The sequence below is a fragment of the Nocardioides baculatus genome (assembly GCF_016735675.1).
Lineage (GTDB): Bacteria > Actinomycetota > Actinomycetes > Propionibacteriales > Nocardioidaceae > Nocardioides > Nocardioides baculatus.
This window is the reverse complement of record NZ_JAERSG010000006.1, coordinates 40,950-60,994: the sequence shown is the minus strand read 5'-3', so window position 1 is coordinate 60,994 and position 20,045 is coordinate 40,950. Positions and strand designations below refer to the sequence as shown.

17 protein-coding genes and 1 tRNA gene are annotated in these 20,045 nt (G+C 71.3%); 4 read left to right on the top strand and 14 right to left on the bottom strand.

The window, feature by feature from the left end; translation table 11 throughout:
• Window positions 1-2 precede the first annotated feature (2 nt).
• From JI751_RS18055 to argS, 10 genes are all read right to left on the bottom strand, one after another.
• Entirely contained in the window at window positions 3-668 is a 666-nt protein-coding gene (locus tag JI751_RS18055; protein ID WP_201939818.1) for an L-threonylcarbamoyladenylate synthase, read from the bottom strand.
• Complete coding sequence (gene prmC, locus JI751_RS18050; RefSeq protein WP_201939811.1) at window positions 665-1,507, bottom strand: peptide chain release factor N(5)-glutamine methyltransferase; 843 nt, start codon at window positions 1,505-1,507, stop codon at window positions 665-667. Before prmC ends, JI751_RS18055 begins: the two co-directional genes overlap by 4 nt.
• Entirely contained in the window at window positions 1,508-2,581 is a 1,074-nt protein-coding gene (gene prfA / locus JI751_RS18045; RefSeq protein WP_201939809.1) for a peptide chain release factor 1, read from the bottom strand.
• Window positions 2,582-2,665: 84 nt separating this feature from the next.
• Entirely contained in the window at window positions 2,666-2,890 is a 225-nt protein-coding gene (gene rpmE / locus JI751_RS18040; protein ID WP_090969789.1) for a 50S ribosomal protein L31, read from the bottom strand.
• A 115-nt stretch (window positions 2,891-3,005) separates the two neighbouring features.
• Window positions 3,006-4,826: a transcription termination factor Rho gene (rho, locus tag JI751_RS18035; protein ID WP_201939801.1), complete on the bottom strand. Its 1,821-nt coding sequence runs from the start codon at window positions 4,824-4,826 to the stop codon at window positions 3,006-3,008.
• 129 nt (window positions 4,827-4,955) lie between these two features.
• A complete protein-coding gene (gene thrB, locus JI751_RS18030) occupies window positions 4,956-5,855 on the bottom strand; it encodes a homoserine kinase (RefSeq protein ID WP_201939799.1) in 900 nt (299 codons plus the stop codon).
• On the bottom strand, window positions 5,855-6,937 hold the full coding sequence (gene thrC, locus JI751_RS18025; protein ID WP_201939797.1) for a threonine synthase: 1,083 nt from the start codon (window positions 6,935-6,937) through the stop codon (window positions 5,855-5,857). The genes thrB and thrC overlap by 1 nt, the downstream gene beginning before the upstream one ends.
• Window positions 6,934-8,244 (bottom strand): homoserine dehydrogenase, encoded by a 1,311-nt coding sequence (locus JI751_RS18020; RefSeq protein ID WP_201939795.1) that lies wholly within the window; start codon window positions 8,242-8,244, stop codon window positions 6,934-6,936. Before JI751_RS18020 ends, thrC begins: the two co-directional genes overlap by 4 nt.
• Window positions 8,241-9,647 (bottom strand): diaminopimelate decarboxylase, encoded by a 1,407-nt coding sequence (lysA, locus tag JI751_RS18015; protein ID WP_201939792.1) that lies wholly within the window; start codon window positions 9,645-9,647, stop codon window positions 8,241-8,243. Before lysA ends, JI751_RS18020 begins: the two co-directional genes overlap by 4 nt.
• 6 nt (window positions 9,648-9,653) lie before the next feature.
• On the bottom strand, window positions 9,654-11,309 hold the full coding sequence (gene argS / locus JI751_RS18010; protein ID WP_201939790.1) for an arginine--tRNA ligase: 1,656 nt from the start codon (window positions 11,307-11,309) through the stop codon (window positions 9,654-9,656).
• Between the two features lie 72 nt (window positions 11,310-11,381).
• On the opposite strand from argS, the gene JI751_RS18005 reads away from it, so the two are divergent.
• Both JI751_RS18005 and JI751_RS18000 read left to right on the top strand, forming a co-directional pair.
• Window positions 11,382-11,879: a thioesterase family protein gene (locus JI751_RS18005; protein WP_201939788.1), complete on the top strand. Its 498-nt coding sequence runs from the start codon at window positions 11,382-11,384 to the stop codon at window positions 11,877-11,879.
• A gap of 79 nt (window positions 11,880-11,958) precedes the next feature.
• Window positions 11,959-12,031, top strand: a tRNA-Arg gene (locus JI751_RS18000).
• A 52-nt stretch (window positions 12,032-12,083) separates the two neighbouring features.
• On the opposite strand, the gene JI751_RS17995 is transcribed toward JI751_RS18000, so the two are convergent.
• The gene (locus tag JI751_RS17995) at window positions 12,084-13,004 is read right to left on the bottom strand and encodes an LCP family protein (protein WP_201939786.1); all 921 of its coding nucleotides are present in this window, start codon (window positions 13,002-13,004) and stop codon (window positions 12,084-12,086) included.
• The gene (locus tag JI751_RS17990; RefSeq protein ID WP_201939784.1) at window positions 13,004-13,591 is read right to left on the bottom strand and encodes a hypothetical protein; all 588 of its coding nucleotides are present in this window, start codon (window positions 13,589-13,591) and stop codon (window positions 13,004-13,006) included. Before JI751_RS17990 ends, JI751_RS17995 begins: the two co-directional genes overlap by 1 nt.
• Window positions 13,592-13,839: 248 nt before the next feature.
• On the opposite strand from JI751_RS17990, the gene JI751_RS17985 reads away from it, so the two are divergent.
• Window positions 13,840-17,562, top strand: coding sequence for a multifunctional oxoglutarate decarboxylase/oxoglutarate dehydrogenase thiamine pyrophosphate-binding subunit/dihydrolipoyllysine-residue succinyltransferase subunit (locus tag JI751_RS17985; RefSeq protein WP_236666534.1), 3,723 nt, complete (start codon window positions 13,840-13,842; stop codon window positions 17,560-17,562).
• Between the two features lie 15 nt (window positions 17,563-17,577).
• Complete coding sequence (locus tag JI751_RS17980) at window positions 17,578-17,754, top strand: DUF6104 family protein (RefSeq protein WP_191195116.1); 177 nt, start codon at window positions 17,578-17,580, stop codon at window positions 17,752-17,754.
• A 6-nt stretch (window positions 17,755-17,760) separates the two neighbouring features.
• Here the strand turns inward: JI751_RS17980 and JI751_RS17975 are convergent, their stop codons facing one another.
• Together JI751_RS17975 and JI751_RS17970 are read right to left on the bottom strand one after the other, a co-directional pair.
• Window positions 17,761-18,870, bottom strand: coding sequence for a fatty acid desaturase family protein (locus JI751_RS17975; RefSeq protein WP_201939779.1), 1,110 nt, complete (start codon window positions 18,868-18,870; stop codon window positions 17,761-17,763).
• 12 nt (window positions 18,871-18,882) lie between these two features.
• Window positions 18,883-19,971 (bottom strand): ferredoxin reductase, encoded by a 1,089-nt coding sequence (locus JI751_RS17970; protein WP_201939777.1) that lies wholly within the window; start codon window positions 19,969-19,971, stop codon window positions 18,883-18,885.
• Window positions 19,972-20,045: the final 74 nt, after the last annotated feature.

Genomic DNA, 20,045 nt, shown 5'->3' with positions numbered 1-20,045 from the left:
CGTCAGGCCTCGTCCGTGAGCACGACCCCGTGCTCCTCGATCGCCGCGTTGAGCTGGTCGAGCGAGAGGGCGCCGAGGCGCAGCACCCGTCCCTCCGGGACGGTGACGTCGATGATCGTGGAGGCCTCGCCGCCCGGCGAGGTGCCGCCGTCCACGATGACCGCGACGGAGTCGCCGAGCATCTCCTCGGCCGCATCGGCGTCGGTGGCGGCCGGGCGGCCGGTGATGTTGGCCGAGGAGACCGCGAGCGGACCGGTGCGCTCGAGGACCGCGAGGGCGACCTCGTCGTCCGGCATGCGTACGGCGACGGTGCCGCGCGTCTCGCCCAGGTCCCACACGAGGGACGCCTGCTGGTGGCAGACGAGCGTCAGCGGACCGGGCCAGAACTCCTCGACCAGGGTGCGCGCCCACGGCGGGACGCTCTCGGCGAGCGCGTCGAGCGTGGTCGCCGCGGAGACGAGGACGGGCGGCGGCATGTCGCGACCACGGCCCTTGGCGTCCAGCAACCGCTGGACGGCCTCGTGGGAGAACGCGTCGGCGGCGATGCCGTAGACGGTGTCGGTGGGGATGACGACCAGCTCGCCGCGTCGTACGGCGCCGGCGGCGGCGGTCACCGCAGCCTCGCGCTCCTCGTCGGTCGAGGTTCCGTGCCTGTCCACGCTGCTCATCGTGCCAGTCGCGCGGTCAGGTAGCGCGGTCGACCCGCGAGGTCGCGGTGGTCGGCGACGTCGGCCCAGCAGCCCGTGGCGACGAACACGCCCGGCGCGGACTCCCCCTGGACGTCGGCGTGCTCGGCGCCGACCACTCCCCCGGGCCGCAGCAGCTCGGCTGCCCGGCGCTCGAGCACCCGGATCGCGTCGAGGCCGTCCTGGCCGGAGAAGAGGGCGAGGTGGGGATCGTGGTCGCGCGCCTCGGCGGCGACGGACTCCCAGGCCTCCAGCGGGATGTAGGGCGGGTTGCACACGACCACGTCGACCGTGCCGAGCAGGTCGTCGAAGGCGCTGGCGAGGTCGCCGTGGCGCAGGTCGACGCCCGTGCCGGCGAGGTTGCGCTCGGCCCAGGCCAGCGCCCCCTCGTCGAGCTCGACGGCGTGGACGTCGGCGTCGGGGACCTCGTCGGCGATCGCCCGCGCGATGGCGCCGGAGCCGGTGCAGAGGTCGACGACGACCGGTGCTCGCCCGACGAGGTGGGCCTGCTCGATCGCCCAGCCGGCCAGCAGCTCGGTCTCCGGGCGCGGCACGAAGACCCCGGGCCCGACGGCCAGCTCGACGTGGCGGAACGCCGCGGAGCCGGTCAGGTGCTGGAGGGGCTCGCGGTCGGCACGACGCGCCACCAGCGCGTCGTACTGCTCCTGCTCGGCGGCACCGAGGTCCTCGACGAGGGGCAGTCGGCCGAGGCCGACGTCGAGCACGTGGGCCAGCAGCAGGTCGGCGTCCCGCTCGGGCGAGGCGACCCCGGCCTCGCGCAGCCGGGCGGCGGCGTCGCGGCGTGCGGTGCTCGCCCGCACTCAGGACTCCAGCTCGGCGAGGCGGGTGGCCATGTCGGCCTCGACGCACGAGTCGAGGACCGGCTGGAGGTCGCCGTCGAGGACCTGGTCGAGGTTGTAGGACTTGTAGCCGGTGCGGTGGTCCGAGATCCGGTTCTCCGGGAAGTTGTAGGTGCGGATCCGCTCCGAGCGGTCCACCGTGCGCACCTGCGAGCGCCGCGCGTCGCTGGCCTCGGCGTCGGCGGCGTCCTGGGCGGCCTGCAGCAGCCGCGAGCGCAGGATCCGCATCGCGGACTCCTTGTTCTGCAGCTGGCTCTTCTCGTTCTGGCAGCTCGCCACGATGCCGGTCGGCACGTGGGTGATCCGCACGGCCGAGTCGGTGGTGTTGACGCTCTGCCCGCCGGGTCCGCTGGAGCGGTAGACGTCGATGCGCAGGTCGTTGTCGTTGATCTCGACGTCGACCGGCTCGGCCTCCGGGGACACCAGGACGCCGGCCGCGGAGGTGTGCACGCGGCCCTGCGACTCGGTGACCGGCACCCGCTGGACCCGGTGCACCCCGCCCTCGAACTTCAGCAGGGCGTACGGCGCCTGGCCGGGCTCGACGGTCCCCCGGGCCTTGACCGCGGCGGTGACCGACTTGTAGCCGCCGAGGTCGGACTCGGTGGCGTCGAGGACCTCCACGCCCCAGCCGCGGGCCTCGGCGTAGCGGGAGTACATCCGCAGCAGGTCGCCGGCGAACAGCGCCGACTCCTCGCCGCCCTCACCGGACTTGATCTCGAGCAGTGCGTCCTTGCCGTCGGCGGCGTCGCGGGGCACCAGCAGCCGTCGCAGCCGCTCGCTGGCCACCTCGCGACGGGCCGCGAGGTCCTCGGCCTCCTGCGCGAAGGCGGGATCCTCCGAGGCGAGCTCGCGCGCGGCCTCGATGTCGTCGCCCAGCTGGAGCCAGTCCTGCCAGGTGGTCACGACCGCGGTCAGCTCGGCGTAGCGCTGGTTGAGCTGCTTGGCGAGCCGCTGGTCGGCGTGCGTCTCGGGGAGGGCGAGGCGTGCCTCGATGTCCGCGTGCTCCTGGCGCATGCCCTCGACGGCCTCGAACACTTCGCGCTCCTGCTGGCTGGTGGGTGGACAGACGACAAGGCGCCGGCCACCCGCGATGAGCGGGCGACCGGCGCCTGACGTGGACTACTTGCTCTCGGCAGCAGCCTTCTTGCCGTAGCGCGACTCGAACCGGGCGACGCGGCCGCCGGTGTCGAGGATCTTCTGCTTGCCGGTGTAGAACGGGTGGCACTGCGAGCAGACATCGGCGTGGATCGAGCCGGAGGTCGCGGTGCTGCGGGTGGTGAACGACGCGCCGCAGGTGCAGGTGACGGCGGTCTCGACGTAGTCGGGGTGAGTGTCCTTCTTCATGGTGTCCTCTCAGTTGTTCCGGGTCGTCCGCGTGGATCGCAAGTGACGTGAACCGGAACCGACGCACAAGTGTGCCACCGGCCTCAACAGCGGCGCCAATCCGGGCATTCCCACCTCAGCGGTGGCCGATGACCTTGCCGACGGCAGCCGGGGTCTCGGCGGCGGCGAGCTGCTTGCGCAGGTCGCCGACGACCGCTCCCTCGGCCGGCGCGAGGAGCTTCTCCTCGTGCCGGGTGCCCGACGCCGCGACGTCGACGGCGGGCACGATGCCCTTCGCCGCACGGTCCGCGCTGAGCACCAGCTCGAGGTTGGCGGTGCCCGCCAGCTCCTCGAGGAAGAACTCGTCGGTCGCCGACCCGGTCCCGACGCTCACGGTCGCGAGGATCGTCAGCGAGCCGGCGTCCTCGATCTTGCGGGCCGCGCCGAAGAACTCCTTGGTCGGGTGCACTGCGGAGGCGTCGACCAGGCCACCCAGCACGCGGCCGTTGGCCGGTGCCGCGAGGTTGTAGGCCCGGCCCAGGCGGGTCAGCGAGTCGAGCAGCACGACCACGTCGTGGCCGAGCTCGACGAGCCGCTTGGCACGCTCGATGGCCAGCTCGGCGACCAGGGTGTGGTCGGCGGGCTGCCGGTCGAACGTCGACGCGACGACCTCGCCCTTCACGGCGCGCTGGTAGTCGGTGACCTCCTCCGGACGCGTGTCGACCAGCACCACCATCACGTGGCACTCCGGGTTGTTGGTCGTCACCGACTGCGCGATCGAGCGCAGCAGGGTCGTGGTGCCCGTACGCGGCGGGGTGAGCACGAGACCGCGCTGACCCTTGCCGATGGGCGCGGCGATGTCGACGACCTTGCCGATCACGTTGGCGTCGTCGGTGGCCAGGCGCAGGCGCTGGTGCGGGTGCACCGGGACCGAGTCGGCGAACTCCGGACGCTCCTTGGCGCCCTCCGCCTCGGTGCCGTTGATGCTGTCGATGCGGACCATCGGGTTGAACTTCTCCCGACGCTCCCCCTCACGCGGCTGGCGTACCTGCCCGACGACCGCGTCCCCGCGTCGCAGGTGGTACTTCCGCACCATCGACAGCGACAGGTAGACGTCCTCGGGACCCGGGAGGTAGCCCGAGGTGCGCACGAACGCGCAGTTGTCCAGCACGTCGAGGATGCCGGCGGCCGGCACCAGGACGTCGTCCTCGAGGATCGTGGTGTCGGGCTCGTTGCGACCACCCGCACGCACCGTGGTGCGGTCACGACCGCGGCGACGACGGTTGCGACGGCTGCCGCCCTCGCCGTCCTCGTCGTCGTCCTGCTGCTGGTTCTGGGCCTGCTGGTTCTGCTGCTGGGCGTGCTGCGCCTGCTGCTGGGCCTGCTGGTTCTGCTGCTTGCCCTGGCCCTGCTGCTTCTGGCCCTGCTTCGGCTCGTTCTGCCGGTCCTGCTTGTCCTGGCGGTCCTGCTTGTCCTGGCGGTCCTGCTTGTCCTGCTGCTTGTCCTGCCGGTCCTGCTTGTCCGGGCGGTCCTGCTTGTCGGACCTCGCCTGCTGGTCCTGCTGGGTGTCGGCCTTCTGGTCGGCCTGCTTCTCGGCCTGGTCGGCCTGGCGCTGCTTGCGGGTACGGGTGCGCACGGTCGTCTGCGCGGCCGGGGCCTCGTCCGCCTTCGGTGCCTCCGTCGGTGCCTCCGTCGGCGCTTCCTTCGAGGCTTCCTTCGGCGCATCCGCGGGCTTCTCGGCCCGCGGCGCGCCCGCGCCCGACTGCGCGGCCTTGATCGCGTCGACCAGCTGCGCCTTCTTCATCGAGCCGGCGCCGGCGACGCCGAGGCCGGCGGCCATCGACTTGAGGTCGGCCAGCAGCATCGAGTTCAGGCCACCCGACTTCTTGGCCGGCTTCTTCGCGGCAGCGCTCTCGGCAGGGGTCTCGGCGGTCTCGACAGAGGGAGTCTCGGTCACGTGGGTCCTTCGCACGTTGCGTCGCCGCGAACGGAACCGATCGAGCGGTGCCGTGGTGCGGCGGATGGTGGTCGCCCGTGCACGCGGTCAGAGGGACCGGGTGGGGCGGGTGCGCCGAACGGCGCGCACTCAGGCTAGCAGCCGAGCCCCGTCGGAGGAGACCGACAGGTCGTGACACACCCAGCCGTCCGGGCAGCGCCCGGTCAGCGCGGACGTGTCGGTCGTCCCGAATGCCAGCACCGTCGGCCCCGCACCCGACACCACCGCCGGTACGCCGTCCGCGCGGAGGCGGTGGACCAGCGCCAGCGTCTCGGGCATCGCGGGCTCGCGCTGCTCCTGGTGCAGCCAGTCGCGGGTCGCGGCGAGCAGGTGCTCGGGCTGCCCACCGAGGGCGGCGACCAGCAGCGCGGTGCGCCCGGAGTTGGCCGCGGCGTCGGCGTGCGGGACGGTCGCGGGCAGCAGCCCGCGGGCGACGGTGGTCTCGACGCCGGTCGGCGGGACGTAGACGACCGCGGTGACCCGCGGGTCGACGCCGGCGCGGACGGCGTACCACTGCTCGTCCTCGCGCCCCGAGATCACGAAGCCTCCGTAGAAGGCGGGCGCCACGTTGTCGGGGTGGCCCTCGAGGTCGGCGGCGAGGTCGAACAGCGCCTCGTCGGAGGCCAGCAGCTGGCCGCCCGCCACGAGCGCACGGGCGAGCACGACCCCGGCGACGATCGCCGCCGACGACGACCCGAGGCCGCGCGCGTGCGGGATGACGTTGTGGCAGGACAGCCGCAGGCCGGGGGGTTGCTCCCCCATCAGCTCGAACGCCGCCCGCATCGAGCGGACGACGAGGTGCGACTCGTCGCGGGGCACGCCGTCCGCGCCGGCGCCCTCGACCTCGACGACCAGGCCCTCGGGCAGCACCTCCGCCTCGAGCTCGTCGCGCAGGGAGAGCGCGAGGCCGAGCGAGTCGAAGCCGGGGCCGAGGTTGGCCGAGGTCGCCGGGACGGTGACCCGCACCGGCCCGTCGACGAACGGGGGCATCAGGCGAGCCCGGCGGCGGCCGCGGCCGCCTCGACGTCGGCGTCCACGACGTTGTCGACGATGTCGCCGAAGGACTCCAGCGCGGTGGCGGTGTCCTTGAGGCCGTGGCCGGTGACCGTGATGACGACGGTCTTCCCGGCGTAGGACTGCCCCGCTGCCAGCTCGGCGAGCATCCCGGCGACGCCGGCGGCGGACGCCGGCTCGACGAAGACGCCGTCGCGCCGGGCGAGCTCGACCTGCGCGGCGAGGATCTGGGCGTCGGACACCGCGGCGAACCGGCCCTCGGACTCCTTCGCCGCCATCTCCGCGAGGTGCCACGAGGCAGGGTTGCCGACCCGGATGGCAGTCGCCTTGGTCTCGGGGTCGGGGAACGGTTCGCCCGTCACGAGCGGCGCTGCACCCTCGGCCTGGAAGCCCCGCATCACCGGCTTCCTCGAGGCCCGACCGAGCTCGGCGTACTGCTGGTAGCCGAGCCAGTAGGCCGCGATGTTGCCGGCGTTGCCCACCGGGAGCAGGTGGTAGTCAGGTGCGTCGCCGAGGAAGTCGACGATCTCGAAGGACGCGGTCTTCTGGCCCTGCAGCCGCACGGGGTTGACCGAGTTGACCAGCGCCACCGGGTAGTCGCGGGCGAGGCCGCGCGCCAGGTCGAGGCAGTGGTCGAAGTTGCCGCGCACCATGATGATCTGCGCCCCGTGGACAACGGCCTGGGCCATCTTGCCGGCGGCGATCTTGCCCTCGGGGATCAGCACGAGCGGCTTGAGCCCGGCCTTGGCGGCGTAGGCCGCCATCGAGGCCGACGTGTTGCCGGTCGAGGCGCAGACCACGGCCTGGGCACCCTCGTGCCTGGCCACCGAGATGGCCGCCGTCATGCCGCGGTCCTTGAACGAGCCGGTCGGGTTGTTGGCCTCGACCTTCAGCCACACCTGGCCGCCGGTCAGCCCGGTGAGCCACTCGGAGTGGACCAGGGGCGTGCCGCCCTCGCGCAGGGTGACGGCCTCGAGGCCCGCGGGCAGCTCGAGCAGGTCGCGGTACTCCTCGATGACGCCCAGCCACTGACGGCGTGGCCACGGACCGCTGGTCATTCGTCGCCTCCCTCGACGCGCATCACCGAGGTGACCTCGCGCACGATGTCCATGTTGCGCAGCTGCTCGACGGTCGCTGCCAGCGCGGCGTCGGGAGCGGCGTGCGAGACCACGACGAGCTGGGCGTCGGCGCCCCGACCCTCCTGGCGGACGGTCTGGATGGACACGTCGTGGTCGGCGAACGCGTTGGCGACCGCGGCGAGCACGCCCGCACGGTCGTCGACGTCGATGGCGACGTGGTAGCGCGTGCGGGTCTCCCCCATCGGCTGCACCGCGCGGTCGGCGTACGCCGACTCGCCGACCCCGCGCGTCCCGGCGAGGCGGTTGCGGGCGACGGTGACGAGGTCGCCGAGCACAGCGCTCGCGGTCGGCGCGCCACCGGCGCCAGGACCGTAGAACATCAGCTGGCCGGCGGCCTCGGACTCGACGAAGACCGCGTTGAAGGCCTCCCGCACGCTCGCGAGCGGGTGCGAGCGCGGGATCATCGCCGGGTGCACGCGGGCGGCTACCTGGTCGCCGTGCGGGCCGGGCCGCAGCTCGCAGATCGCGAGCAGCTTGACGACCGCGCCCATGTCGCGGGCACTGGCGACGTCGGCCGCGGTGACGTCGGAGATGCCCTCGCGGTAGACGTCGGCCGCGGTCACGCGGGAGTGGAAGGCCAGGCTGGCGAGGATCGCCGCCTTGGCGGCGGCGTCGAAGCCCTCGACGTCCGCGGTCGGGTCGGCCTCGGCGTAGCCAAGCTCCTGGGCCTCCTCGAGCGCCTCGGAGAAGCCGGCGCCCGACGTGTCCATCTTGTCGAGGATGAAATTGGTGGTGCCGTTGACGATGCCGAGCACCCGGGTCACCTTGTCGCCGGCGAGCGACTCGCGCAGCGGTCGCAGGATCGGGATGGCCCCGGCGACGGCCGCCTCGTAGTAGAGGTCGCGCTCGGCCTTCTCGGCCGCCTCGAAGAGCGTGGGGCCGTCCTCCGCGAGCAGCGCCTTGTTGGCCGTCACCACGCTGGCGCCGTTGTCGAGGGCCGCGAGGATCAGCGACCGGGCGGGCTCGATGCCGCCGATCACCTCGACGACGAGGTCGACGTCGTCGCGGGCGACCAGCCCGAGGACGTCGGTCGTCAGCAGTCCGTCGGGCACCTCGACGTCACGAGGCGCGTCGAGACGGCGTACGCCGACCCCGACCAGCTCGACCGGCGCGCCGACCCGCGCCGCGAGGTCGTCGCTCTGCTCGGTCAGCAGCCGGACCACCTGGGACCCGACCGCACCGCAGCCGAGCACCGCCACCCTCAGCGACTTCGCACGCTCGTTCATGAAGTAACACCCACATCGGTCGCCAACAGGTCGGCCTCAGTCTCTCGTCGCAGCACGGTGAAAGTCTTCCCGTCCCGAACTCCGATCACCGGAGGACGCAGGGCGTGGTTGTAGTTGGAGGCCATGGATCTGCAGTAGGCGCCCGTGCCGGGCACCGCGACGAGGTCGCCGGGGCGTACGTCGCCGGGCAGGAACTCGTCCTTGACGACGATGTCGCCGGCCTCGCAGTGCTTGCCGACCACGCGGGCGAGCGTGGCGGGTGAGCCGGACGTCCGCGAGGCGAGCGTGGCGGAGTAGTCGGCGTCGTAGAGGGCGGTGCGGATGTTGTCGCTCATCCCGCCGTCGACCGAGACGTAGGAGCGTCGCGCGCCGCCGTCGAGGGCGACCTCCTTGACCGTGCCGACCTCGTAGACGGTGCACATCGACGGGCCGACGATCGCGCGACCGGGCTCGATCGAGAGCCGCGGCCGCTCGATGCCGAGCGCCCGGCACTCGTGCGCGACGATCTCGGACATCCCCCGCGCGAGCGTGTCGGGATCGGACGGGTCGTCCTGGGTCGTGTAGGCGATGCCGAAGCCGCCGCCGAGGTCCATCTCGGGCATGACGACGTCGAGCTCGGTCGCGATCCGCGCATGCAGCGCGAGCACCCGGCGGGCCGCGACCTCGAAGCCGGAGGTGTCGAAGATCTGGCTGCCGATGTGGGAGTGGAGGCCGAGCAGCCGGAGGCCCGGCGCGGCCAGCACGCGGCGTACGGCCTCGAACGCGTCGCCGCTGGCGATCGAGAACCCGAACTTCTGGTCCTCGTGGGCGGTGGCGATGTACTCGTGGGTGTGCGCCTCGACGCCGGCGGTGACGCGGACGAGCACGCCGGTGGTCCGGCCGAGCTCCGTCGTCGCCGCTGCCAGCCGCTCGATCTCGTCGAACGAGTCGACGATGACCCGGCCGACCCCGAGCTCGACGGCCCGTTCGAGCTCGCCGAGCGTCTTGTTGTTGCCGTGGAAACCGACCCGCTCCATCGGGAAGCCGGCCCGCTCGGCGACCGCGAGCTCGCCACCGGAGCAGACGTCGAGCGACAGCCCGTCCTCGGCCAGCCAGCGGGCGACGGTCGTGCAGAGGAACGCCTTGCCGGCGTAGTAGACGTCGTAGTCGCTGAACGCGTCCCGGAAGGCGCGGGCGCGAGCGCGGAAGTCGTCCTCGTCCAGCACGTAGGCCGGCGAGCCGTGCTCGCGGACGAGCTCGGGCAGCGGCACTCCCCCGACGCTCAGCACGCCGTCGGTCTTGGTTGCCGTCCGCGACCAGAGGTGGTCGACCAGCGCGTTGGCGTCGGCCGGCTCACGCAGCCAGTGCGGGCCGCGCAGCGCGCCGTCGGCGTGCGCCCAGCCGGACGGGTGTGCGGTGGGCACGCCCGCTCACATCCGCTCGGGAGCCGAGACGCCCAGGAGGTCGAGGCCGTTGGCGAGCACGACCCGGGTCGCGTCGACCAGCATCAGCCGCGCCCGGTGCAGGGGCTGCGTCTCCTCGTCGCCGCGCGGGAGCACCCGGCAGGCGTCGTAGAAGCGGTGGTAGGTGCCGGCAAGCTCCTCGAGGTAGCGCGCCACCCGGTGCGGCTCGCGCAGCTCGGCGGCCGCCTTGACCACCCGCGGGAACTCGGCGAGCGCCCGCAGCAGCTCGCCCTCCTTCTCGTGGGTGAGCAGCTCGGGGTGCGACTCGGCGACGACACCCAGGTCGGCCGCGTTGCGCATCAGGCTGGCGACCCGGGCGTGGGCGTACTGCACGGTGAAGACCGGGTTGTCGTTGGTGGCCCTCGCCCAGAGGTCGAGGTCGATGTCGATCGGACTGTCCGAGTGGTAGCGGGAGAGCGCGTAGCGGCTCGCGTCGACCCCGATCGCGTCGACGAGGTCGTCGATCGAGACGATCGTGCCGTTGCGCTTCGACATCCGCACCGGCTGGCCGTCCTTGAGCAGGTTGACCATCTGCCCGATGAGGATCTCGAGGTTCTTGCCCGGCTCGTCGCCGAACGCGCTGCACATCGCGTTCATCCGGCCGACGTAGCCGTGGTGGTCGGCGCCGAGCATGATGAAGCAGCGGTCGAAGCCCCGCTCGCGCTTGTCGAGGTAGTAGCCGAGGTCGCCGGAGATGTAGGCCGGGGTGCCGTTGGACCGGATGATCACGCGGTCCTTGTCGTCGCCGTACTTCTCGGTGCGCAGCCAAAGCGCACCGTCGGCCTCGTAGGTGTTGCCCATCTCGGTGAGACGCTCGATGGCGCGCTCGACGGCGCCGGAGTCGTGCAGCGACTTCTCGTGGAAGTAGACGTCGAAGTCGACGCCGAAGTCGTGCAGCTTGGTCTTGATCTCGGCGAACATCATGTCCACGCCGATCTCGCGGAAGACCTCCTGCGCGGCGTCGTCGTCGAGCTCCTTGACGTCGGGACGCTGCTCGATGATCGCGGAGGCGATGTCGTGGATGTACTGCCCGCCGTAGCCGTCCTCGGGTGCCGGGCGGCCCTGGGCGCTCGCCATCAGCGAGGAGCTGAAGCGGTCGATCTGCGCGCCGTGGTCGTTGAAGTAGTACTCGCGGGTGACGTCGGCACCGGTCTTCTCGAAGATCCGGCCCAGCGCGTCGCCGACCGCGGCCCACCGCACGCCACCGAGGTGGAGCGGGCCGGTCGGGTTGGCGGAGACGAACTCGAGGTTGATCTTCTCGCCCGCGAAGGCGTCGGAGGAGCCGTACGCCTCGCCGGCCGCGACGATGTCGGCCGCGACCTGGCCCTGGGCGCCGGCCTCGACGGTGATGTTGAGGAAGCCCGGGCCGGCGACCTCGACCTCGGAGATGCCGTCGGAGGCGCGCAGCCGCTCGGCCACGAGGTCGGCGAAGGCGCGCGGGTTGGTGCCGGCCTTCTTGGAGAGCTGGAGCGCGACGTTGGTGGCGTAGTCGCCGTGACCCTTCTGCCGGGGTCGCTCCACCGTGACCTGGGTCGGCACGCCGTCAGGAAGCGTGATCGCGCCGTCGGCCACGAGGGCCGCCAGCGCATCGACGATGGTCGCGGAGAGCTGCTCTGGGTTCACCCACCAAGCCTATCGGCGGGTCACCCGTGCGACCGAACCGATATCACTGCCCGACCACTAAGGTTCTCCGCTGTGACGACGCACCCCAGCTACGACCAGCTCATCGACCTCCCTGCCTACGTGGAGCAGCCGGTGCCGATGCCCTTCGAGGACATCAACGGCCACCTCAACGTGCGCCACTACATCGGCATTGCGAGCGAGGGCCTCGACGAGTCGCTGGTCGAGGTCGGGATCCCGCAGATGTGGCCGCTGACCCACGGCCAGGCGTGCTTCTCCGCCGAGCACCACGTGACCTACCTCAACGAGCTGCGCACCGGCGACACGATGTCGGCCCGCGTGCGCCTGCTCGGTCGCTCCGAGCGCGCCGGGCACGCGCTGGTCTACGTGCTCGACCACACCCACCAGGAGGTGGCGTGCGTGGTCGAGGAGATCTTCCTGCACATCGACCTCGAGACCCGGCGTACGGCACCGTGGCCGCAGGAGATCGCGGACGCGATGGACGCCCGGATCGCCGAGCACGCGGCGCTCCCCTTCGAGTCCCCCACGTCGGGCTCGCTCGCCCTGCGCTGAGCGCACCGGTTTCTCGACCGCGTCGGGCGACCGGTAGTCTTCGGCGCGCACCGACCCCGGCTCGTCCGGAGCGGCGCATGCCTCCGTAGCTCAGGGGATAGAGCACTGGTTTCCGGTACCAGGTGCCGCAGGTTCGAATCCTGCCGGAGGCGCAGCGGACCTACGTGGACGTAGGTCCGTTCGTCATTTCCGGACCGCCGCGGCTCAGCAGTGCTTCAGCGCCGCGTCGGGCCGGGCCTCGCGCCCGAGGCGCCGGGCCTGGGCGACGTCGGGGAACACCACGCTGGCGGCGCCGACGAAGCCGATCCGGCCCTGGACGACGCAGGTCGTGATCCTGCGGGGGTCGACCTGGGCGACCGCCTGCGCGAGCTCGTAGAGCTCGGCGGGCGAGGCGTTGGTGGCCATGTGCTCCATCACCGTCATCACCCCGCGCTCGATGAAGCCCGGCTTGGCGGCCTGGGACCGGATGCGCGCGTGGATCCCGCGTAGGGTCCGCTGCTGGTTGGCCGAGCGGTCGAAGTCGCCGCCCGCGAGTCCCTTGCGGATCCGGGAGAAGGCCATCGCGTTGTAGCCGTCGAGGTGGATCCGACCCCGTTTGAAGCCTTCCTTCTTGAGGTAGGGGTCGTAGAAGCGGCGCGGGTTGGTGACCGTGATGCCGCCGATGTCGTCGACCATGTCCTCGAAGAACGGGAAGCGCGTGACCATGACGTAGTCGGGCTCGATGCCGGTGAGGTTGCGCATCGCGCCCGCCATGCCCTGCGGGCCGGCGAAGTAGAGCGCCGAGTTGATCTTCTCCCGGCCGTGACCGGGGATGCTGACCCACGAGTCGCGGGGCACGCCGATCGCCGTCGCCGAGCCGGTGCGGGTGTTGATGCCGACCAGCTGGAGCGCGTCACCGCGGGCGTGCCGCATGTCCTGTCCGGGCCGGGCGTCCGACCCGACGGCGAGGATCCAGACCACGTCGGCTCCCCCGACCGCCACGCCCTCGGCGTGCCGGATCTTCACGAGGCTGACGTCGGTCGGCTGCACCGCCGACTGGGGTACGACAACCGCGGTGACGGCCAGCACGGCCGCCAGGGCGATCGCCTTGGTGGCACGGCGTGCGCGGTGGACGAGGCCGGTCATCACTTCGATCCCTTCGCGACGGCGTACCCGAAGACCCGCCAGGCACCCCGCTTGCGGGTGAGGAACAGGCGACCGCGGACGGTCGTGGTGCCGGCCTTGTCGCCGCTGCTGTCGAACTTCAGGACGAAGTGTGCGGTCACGGCGCGGGCCTGCTTGCCGGTGGCGAGGATGTCGATGGCCACCGTGCGGTGCGTGGCGGTGACCGAGTCGACGTGGGGGCCGCGGGTCTGGTTGGTCAGCAGCGCCTTGTCGGACCTGGCCCGCCGGACGGCGGCCCGGGTGAAGCCGGGGAACGCGTCCGGGAAGCTGCTGCGCGGGTACGTACCGCCGAGGTAGGCGGCGTCCCACCAGCGGTCGACGACCTTCCCGACCTGGACGCGGACGGCCTTGCGGCGCGCGTCGGGCAGCCGGCCGTGGACCCGGTGGATCTTGGTCGTGGTCGCCAGGGGGTGGGAGGCCAGGCTCGCCTGCGCGTCGTTGCGACTGAGCCGCTCGGGCGAGGCCGACGGGACGGACTGCGAGGTGCAGGCGGTGCCGGTGAGGGCGAGGACGAGAGCGAGCACGAGGCCTGCGCGACGAGGTGGCATGGGGGGCTCCAGGACCAAACACGACAATGACTACTGGTGTGGTCGACACCATGCCCCACGAGGTGGGCCCGGCCCTGCATTTGCGTGCGTGTGCGACTAGCCTTGTCGACGAGTTGTCCCACACTCGCGCGAAGAGAATCGGAAGAGGCGAAAGAAGCGTGGCGCAGTCCCCGAACGGGCAGTCCGGCAGCCAGTCCTCGGTTGCACCGTCATCTGACCTGGGAGCCAACGAGTGGCTCGTGGAGGAGATGAAGGAGCAGTACGACAAGGACCCCGCGAGCGTGGGTCCGGAGTGGGCGTCGTACTTCGGCAACGGGAGTGCTCCGGCCCCCGCGACGACTGCGACGAAGGCGCCCGAGAAGGCGCCCGCGCAGGTCGCTGCCGCCGCGCCGGCGAAGCCGGCCGCCCAGGCTTCCGAGAAGCCCGCCGATAAGCCCGCCGAAAAGCCGGCCGAGAAGCCCGCCGAGCAGGCCGCCCCGAAGTCGACCGCGAAGTCCACCCCGCGGCCCGCCGCCGCGGCCGAGGAGCCCGCCCGCGGCACCAGCACCCCGGTCGCCAAGGACCCCAAGCCCGCCGCTCCCACCCAGACGAGCGACGCCCCGACCTACACCGTCCTGCGCGGCGCCCCCGCCCGCACCGCGGCCAACATGGACGCCTCCCTGACGGTCCCGACCGCGACCTCGGTGCGCTCGGTGCCAGTCAAGCTGCTGTGGGACAACCGCACGGTCATCAACAACCACCTCGCCCGCGCCCGCGGCGGCAAGGTGTCGTTCACGCACCTCATCGGCTACGCGCTGGTCAAGGCGCTGCGCTCGATGCCGGAGATGAACGTCGGCTTCGAGGTCGTCGACGGCAAGCCCAACCTGATCACGCCGGCGCACATCAACCTCGGTCTCGCGATCGACATGAAGAAGCCTGACGGCACCCGCCAGCTGCTGGTGCCGAGCATCAAGGGCGCCGAGGCGATGGACTTCGCCGCGTTCTGGACGGCCTACGAGGACGTGGTCCGCAAGGCGCGCGACAACAAGCTCACCGTCGCCGACTTCCAGGGCACGACGATCTCGCTGACCAACCCGGGCGGCATCGGCACCGTCCACTCCGTGCCGCGGCTGATGTCGGGCCAGGGCGCCATCATCGGCGTCGGCGCGATGGAGTACCCGCCGGAGTGGCAGGGCGCCTCCGACGACGCGATCAACCGCAACGCCATCAGCAAGGCGATGACGCTGACCTCGACCTACGACCACCGCGTCATCCAGGGTGCGCAGTCGGGCGAGTTCCTCAAGCGCGTGCACGGCCTGCTGCTCGGCGAGAACGAGTTCTACGACGAGATCTTCCGCTCGCTGCGGATCCCCTACGAGCCGATCCGCTGGTCGCGCGACGTGGTGGCCAGCCACGACGACGACATCGTCAAGCAGGCGCGCATCCTCGAGCTGATCCACGCCTACCGGGTCCGTGGCCACCTGATGGCCGACACCGACCCGCTGGAGTACCGCCAGCGCAGCCACCCCGACCTCGAGGTGGAGTCGCACGGACTGACCCTGTGGGACCTCGACCGCGAGTTCGCGACCGGGTCGTTCGGCGGCGAGGGCCGGCGCTTCATGAAGCTGCGCAACATCCTCGGCATCCTGCGCGACTCCTACTGCCGCACCACCGGCATCGAGTACATGCACATCATGGATCCCGAGCAGCGCAAGTGGATCCAGGAGCGGGTCGAGCAGCCGCACGTGAAGCCGCCCCGCGAGGAGCAGCTCCGCATCCTGCTCAAGCTCAACCAGGCCGAGGCCTTCGAGACGTTCCTCCAGACGAAGTTCGTCGGGCAGAAGCGCTTCAGCCTCGAGGGTGGCGAGACCACCATCCCGCTCATCGACGAGATCTGCGAGGCGGCGGCCGAGACCGGCCTCGACGAGGTCACGATCGGCATGGCCCACCGCGGCCGGCTCAACGTGCTCGCCAACATCGTCGGCAAGAAGTACAGCCAGATCTTCCGCGAGTTCGAGGGCAACATCGACCCCCGTACGGTGCAGGGCTCGGGCGACGTGAAGTACCACCTCGGAGCCGAGGGCGAGTTCCTCGCCGGTTCGGGCGACAAGATCAAGGTGTCGGTCGCCGCGAACCCCTCCCACCTCGAGGCGGTCAACCCGGTGCTCGAGGGCATCGCGCGCGCCAAGCAGGACATCCTCAACAAGGGCGCCGACTACCCCGTCCTCCCGCTGCTCGTGCACGGCGACGCGGCCTTCGCGGGCCAGGGCGTCGTGGCCGAGACCCTCAACCTGTCGCAGCTGCGGGGCTACCGCACCGGCGGCACCGTGCACGTGGTCATCAACAACCAGGTCGGGTTCACCACCTCGCCCGGCTCGTCGCGCTCCTCGCTCTACGCCACCGACGTGGCGCGGATGGTGCAGGCGCCGATCTTCCACGTCAACGGCGACGACCCCGAGGCCTGCATCCGCGTGGCCCGGCTGGCCTTCGACTACCGCCAGGCCTTCAACAAGGACGTCGTCATCGACCTCGTCTGCTACCGCCGCCGCGGCCACAACGAGGGCGACGACCCGTCCTACACCCAGCCGCTGATGTACGACCTGATCGAGCAGAAGCGCTCGGTGCGCAAGCTCTACACCGAGTCGCTCATCGGTCGCGGCGACATCACGATCGAGGAGGCCGAGCAGGTCCTCCGCGACTACCAGCAGCAGCTGGAGCGGGTCTTCACCGAGGTCCGCGAGGCGAGCGCCGAGGCGCCGACCGAGTGGACGACCGTGCCGGACTACCCGGACAAGCCGGCCGGCGACTTCTCGACGGCCGTCACCCCGGAGGTCCTCAAGCGGATCGCCGACAGCTACGTCACGCCGCCCGAGGACTTCACGGTCCACCCGAAGGTGATGCCGCAGCTGCAGCGCCGCTCGGCCGCGATCACCGACGGACCCATCGACTGGGGCACCGGCGAGATCCTCGCCTTCGGCTCGCTGCTGATGGACGGCCGCCCGGTGCGCCTGGCCGGCCAGGACTCGCGCCGCGGCACCTTCGTGTCACGGTTCGCCACGATCATCGACCGGGTCAACGCCGACGAGTGGACGCCGCTGACCAACCTCACCGAGGACCAGGCGAAGTTCCACGTCTACGACTCGCTGCTCTCCGAGTACGCCGCCCTCGGGTTCGAGTACGGCTACTCCGTCGCCCGTCCCGAGGCCCTCGTCCTCTGGGAGGCGCAGTTCGGTGACTTCGTCAACGGCGCCCAGACCGTCATCGACGAGTTCATCTCCGCGGGCGAGACCAAGTGGCGCCAGCAGTCCGGCGTCGTCCTCCTCCTCCCCCACGGCTACGAGGGCCAGGGACCCGACCACAGCTCGGCGCGCATCGAGCGGTTCCTGACGATGTCAGCCGAGGACGCGATGGTCGTCGCCCAGCCGTCGACGCCGGCGTCCTACTTCCACCTGCTGCGTCGTCACTCGCTCGGCGAGGAGCACCGTCCCCTCATCGTCTTCACGCCGAAGTCGATGCTCAAGCGCAAGGAGGCGGCCTCGCAGCCGGCCGACTTCGTCGGGGACACCACGTTCCGGCCGTTCATCGGCGACGCCGACGCCGACGCGTCGCAGGTCGAGACGCTCATCCTGTGCTCGGGTCGCGTGACCTGGGACCTGATGACCGAGCGCACCAAGCGCGAGGACGGCGCGAAGTTCGCCATCGGTCGGGTCGAGCGGCTCTACCCGAACCCGGTCGACGAGATCAAGGCCGAGGTCGCGAAGTACCCGAACCTCAAGGCGATCCGCTGGGTGCAGGACGAGCCGCGCAACATGGGCCCGTGGCCGCACTTCCAGCTCAACGTGTGGCCCCAGCTCGACCTCACGGTCGAGCCGGTCACCCGGATCGCGTCCGCGGCACCGTCGGTCGGCACGGTGAAGCGCCACGTGGAGGAGCAGAAGGCGCTCCTCGACGCGGCCTTCGAGTCGCCGCGCGGTCGCGGCGACGACTACTGAGCCGGGGGTCCGCAGGTGTACTTCACCGACCGGGGCATCGAGGAGCTCGAGCGGCGCCGGGGTGACGAGGAGGTCACCCTGGCGTGGCTCGCCGAGCAGCTCCAGGCGTTCGTCGACGCGCACCCCGACTTCGAGGTGCCCGTCGAACGGCTCGCGACCTGGCTCGCCCGCCTCGACGACCCCGAGGACTAGCGCGACCTACGCAGCGACCGGCTCGTGCACCGCGGGCGCCGGCTCCGGCGTCGTACGCCGGTCGGGCAGGGCGAGGCGGCAGATCTTCTTCGCGACGCTCGCCAGCTGCTTGCGCAGCGGGCCGGTCGTGTAGGCGATCCCGTAGCGCTCGCAGATCTCCTGCACCTCGGCCGCGATCATCGGGTAGCGCCGCGCCGGCAGGTCCGGGAACAGGTGGTGCTCGATCTGGTGGCTCAGGTTGCCGGACAGCACGTGGAAGAGCGGTCCACCGGAGATGTTGGCGGAGCCGAGCACCTGGCGGTAGTACCAGTGGCCGCGGGTCTCCTCGCCGTCAGGCCCGTCGGCGCACTCCTCCTGGCTGAAGGTCTCCGCACCGGCCGGGAAGTGGCCGCAGAAGATGATGTTGAACGCCCACACGTTGCGGATCAGGTTGGCGGCCGCGTTGCCGGCGAAGGTCAGCGGGAAGAAGGGGCCGGTGAGCGCCGGGAACAGGACGTAGTCCTTGAGCGCCTGGCGGCGCACCTTGCGCATGATGCCGGCGTGGAGGGCCTTGTTCTCCTCCATCTTCCGGGTGCCCTTGACGATGTTCTCGACCTCGAGGTCGTGCATCGCCACGCCCCACTCGAAGAAGACCATCAGCAGGAGGGCGTAGACCGGGTTGCCGAGGTAGTAGGGGTGCCACTTCTGGTCCTCGTCCATCCGGAGAATCCCGTAGCCGATGTCGCGGTCCTTGCCGAGGATGTTGGTGAACGTGTGGTGGATGTAGTTGTGGGAGTACTTCCACTGCTCGCCCGGGCACACGTTGTCCCAGTCGTAGATGCGCGAGTTGAGGTGCGGGTCGCCCATCCAGTCGTACTGGCCGTGCATCACGTTGTGGCCGATCTCCATGTTCTCGATGATCTTGGAGAGCGAGAGGGCGGCGACGGCGAGCGGCCAGGCCGGCGGCAGGTAGAACAGCGCGCGGCCGAGCACCTCGAGCTGCTGCTGACGCTTGACGACGTCGCGGATGTAGGTGGCGTCGGCCTCGCCGAGGTCGGCGAGGACCCGCTGGCGCAGGTCGTCCATCTCGCGGCCGAACGCCTCGAGCTGGTCGGGAGTGGGCGTCTGGTTCGTCATGGGGGTCCTTCCTCAGAGGTCGACGACGCAGTCGCCGACGGGGGCGGAGACACAGATCTGGATGTCCTCGTCGGGGAGCGAGGACTCGGTGCCCGTGAGCACGTTGCGCACGGTGCCCTCGGACTTGCGGGCCGTGCAGGAGAAGCAGATGCCCATCCGGCAGCCGAAGACCGGCGTGAGGCCGGCCTCCTCGGCCTGCTCGAGGATCGAGGCACCGGAGTTGGCCACCCGCTGGTCAGCGCCGGCGAAGGTCAGGTCACCCTCGGCCGCACCGCTGGAGGTGGTCGGCGGCTTGAAGAGCTCGAGCCTCAGCCGCGGGTTGTCGGCGTACGCCGCCCGCACGAGCTCGATCATCCCGGCCGGGCCGCAGGCCCAGGTGTCGGTGTCGCGCCAGGCGGGTACCAGGCGACGGAGCTCGAGCTCGTTGAAGACGGCGTCGCCGTGGCGCAGGTGGACGGTCACGCCGTTGTCGTCGGCGGCGATCCGCTCCAGCTCGTCGGCGAAGATCTGGTCCTCGGGCGACCGGGCGTAGTGGAGGAACGTGACGGGGCGCCCGGCGCGGCCGTCGTACCCGTCGCGCAGCAGGGTGCGCAGCATCGACATGGCGGGCGTGATGCCCGAGCCGCCGGTGATGAAGAGGAGCGGGTCGATGCCCGGCGTCGCCGGGCTCACGGGGAGCGTGAAGTCCCCCTGCGCCTGCGAGAGGTGCAGCAGCTGGCCCGGCTCGGCGTCCACGAGGTACTTGCTGACCTGGCCGTCGGCGTGCGAGCGGATCGTCAGGGTGAACTCCTCCCCCACGCCGGACGCGGCTGAGGAGATGGAGAAGCAGCGGGTCATCCGGCGCGCCGAGCCCGGCAGGTCGAGGCCGACCTGGACGTACTGGCCCGCGCGGTGGCCGCGCCAGGTGGCGGTGGGCTGGACGGTGATCGTGGCGACCGGCGCACCGGCCGTCTCGGTCTCGCGGTGCACGGCGACGACGCGACCGCGCACGTCGTGCGCCGCCCACATCGGGTTCACCCGCGAGAGGTAGTGGTCGACACCGTGGGGCGAGGTGAGCGCCGCGACGGTGCGTGAGCGGGCGATCGTCGAGAGGACGGTCATGCCGACTCCTTTCAGTGAACGTCTGTTCACTCAATACTCGCGGAGCCCGTCGGCGTCGTCAACGCAGGTGCCGG

Bases quoted from the DNA above. Each gene is read 5' to 3' on its own strand.
- JI751_RS18055 (WP_201939818.1), bottom strand. From the start codon at position 668: ATGAGCAGCGTGGACAGGCACGGAACCTCGACCGACGAGGAGCGCGAG.
- rpmE (WP_090969789.1), bottom strand. From the start codon at position 2,890: ATGAAGAAGGACACTCACCCCGACTACGTCGAGACCGCCGTCACCTGC.
- thrB (WP_201939799.1), bottom strand. From the start codon at position 5,855: ATGCCCCCGTTCGTCGACGGGCCGGTGCGGGTCACCGTCCCGGCGACC.
- thrC (WP_201939797.1), bottom strand. From the start codon at position 6,937: ATGACCAGCGGTCCGTGGCCACGCCGTCAGTGGCTGGGCGTCATCGAG.
- JI751_RS18020 (WP_201939795.1), bottom strand. From the start codon at position 8,244: ATGAACGAGCGTGCGAAGTCGCTGAGGGTGGCGGTGCTCGGCTGCGGT.
- JI751_RS17995 (WP_201939786.1), bottom strand. From the start codon at position 13,004: ATGACCGGCCTCGTCCACCGCGCACGCCGTGCCACCAAGGCGATCGCC.
- JI751_RS17990 (WP_201939784.1), bottom strand. From the start codon at position 13,591: ATGCCACCTCGTCGCGCAGGCCTCGTGCTCGCTCTCGTCCTCGCCCTC.
- JI751_RS17985 (WP_236666534.1), top strand. From the start codon at position 13,840: ATGAAGGAGCAGTACGACAAGGACCCCGCGAGCGTGGGTCCGGAGTGG.
- JI751_RS17975 (WP_201939779.1), bottom strand. From the start codon at position 18,870: ATGACGAACCAGACGCCCACTCCCGACCAGCTCGAGGCGTTCGGCCGC.
- JI751_RS17970 (WP_201939777.1), bottom strand. From the start codon at position 19,971: ATGACCGTCCTCTCGACGATCGCCCGCTCACGCACCGTCGCGGCGCTC.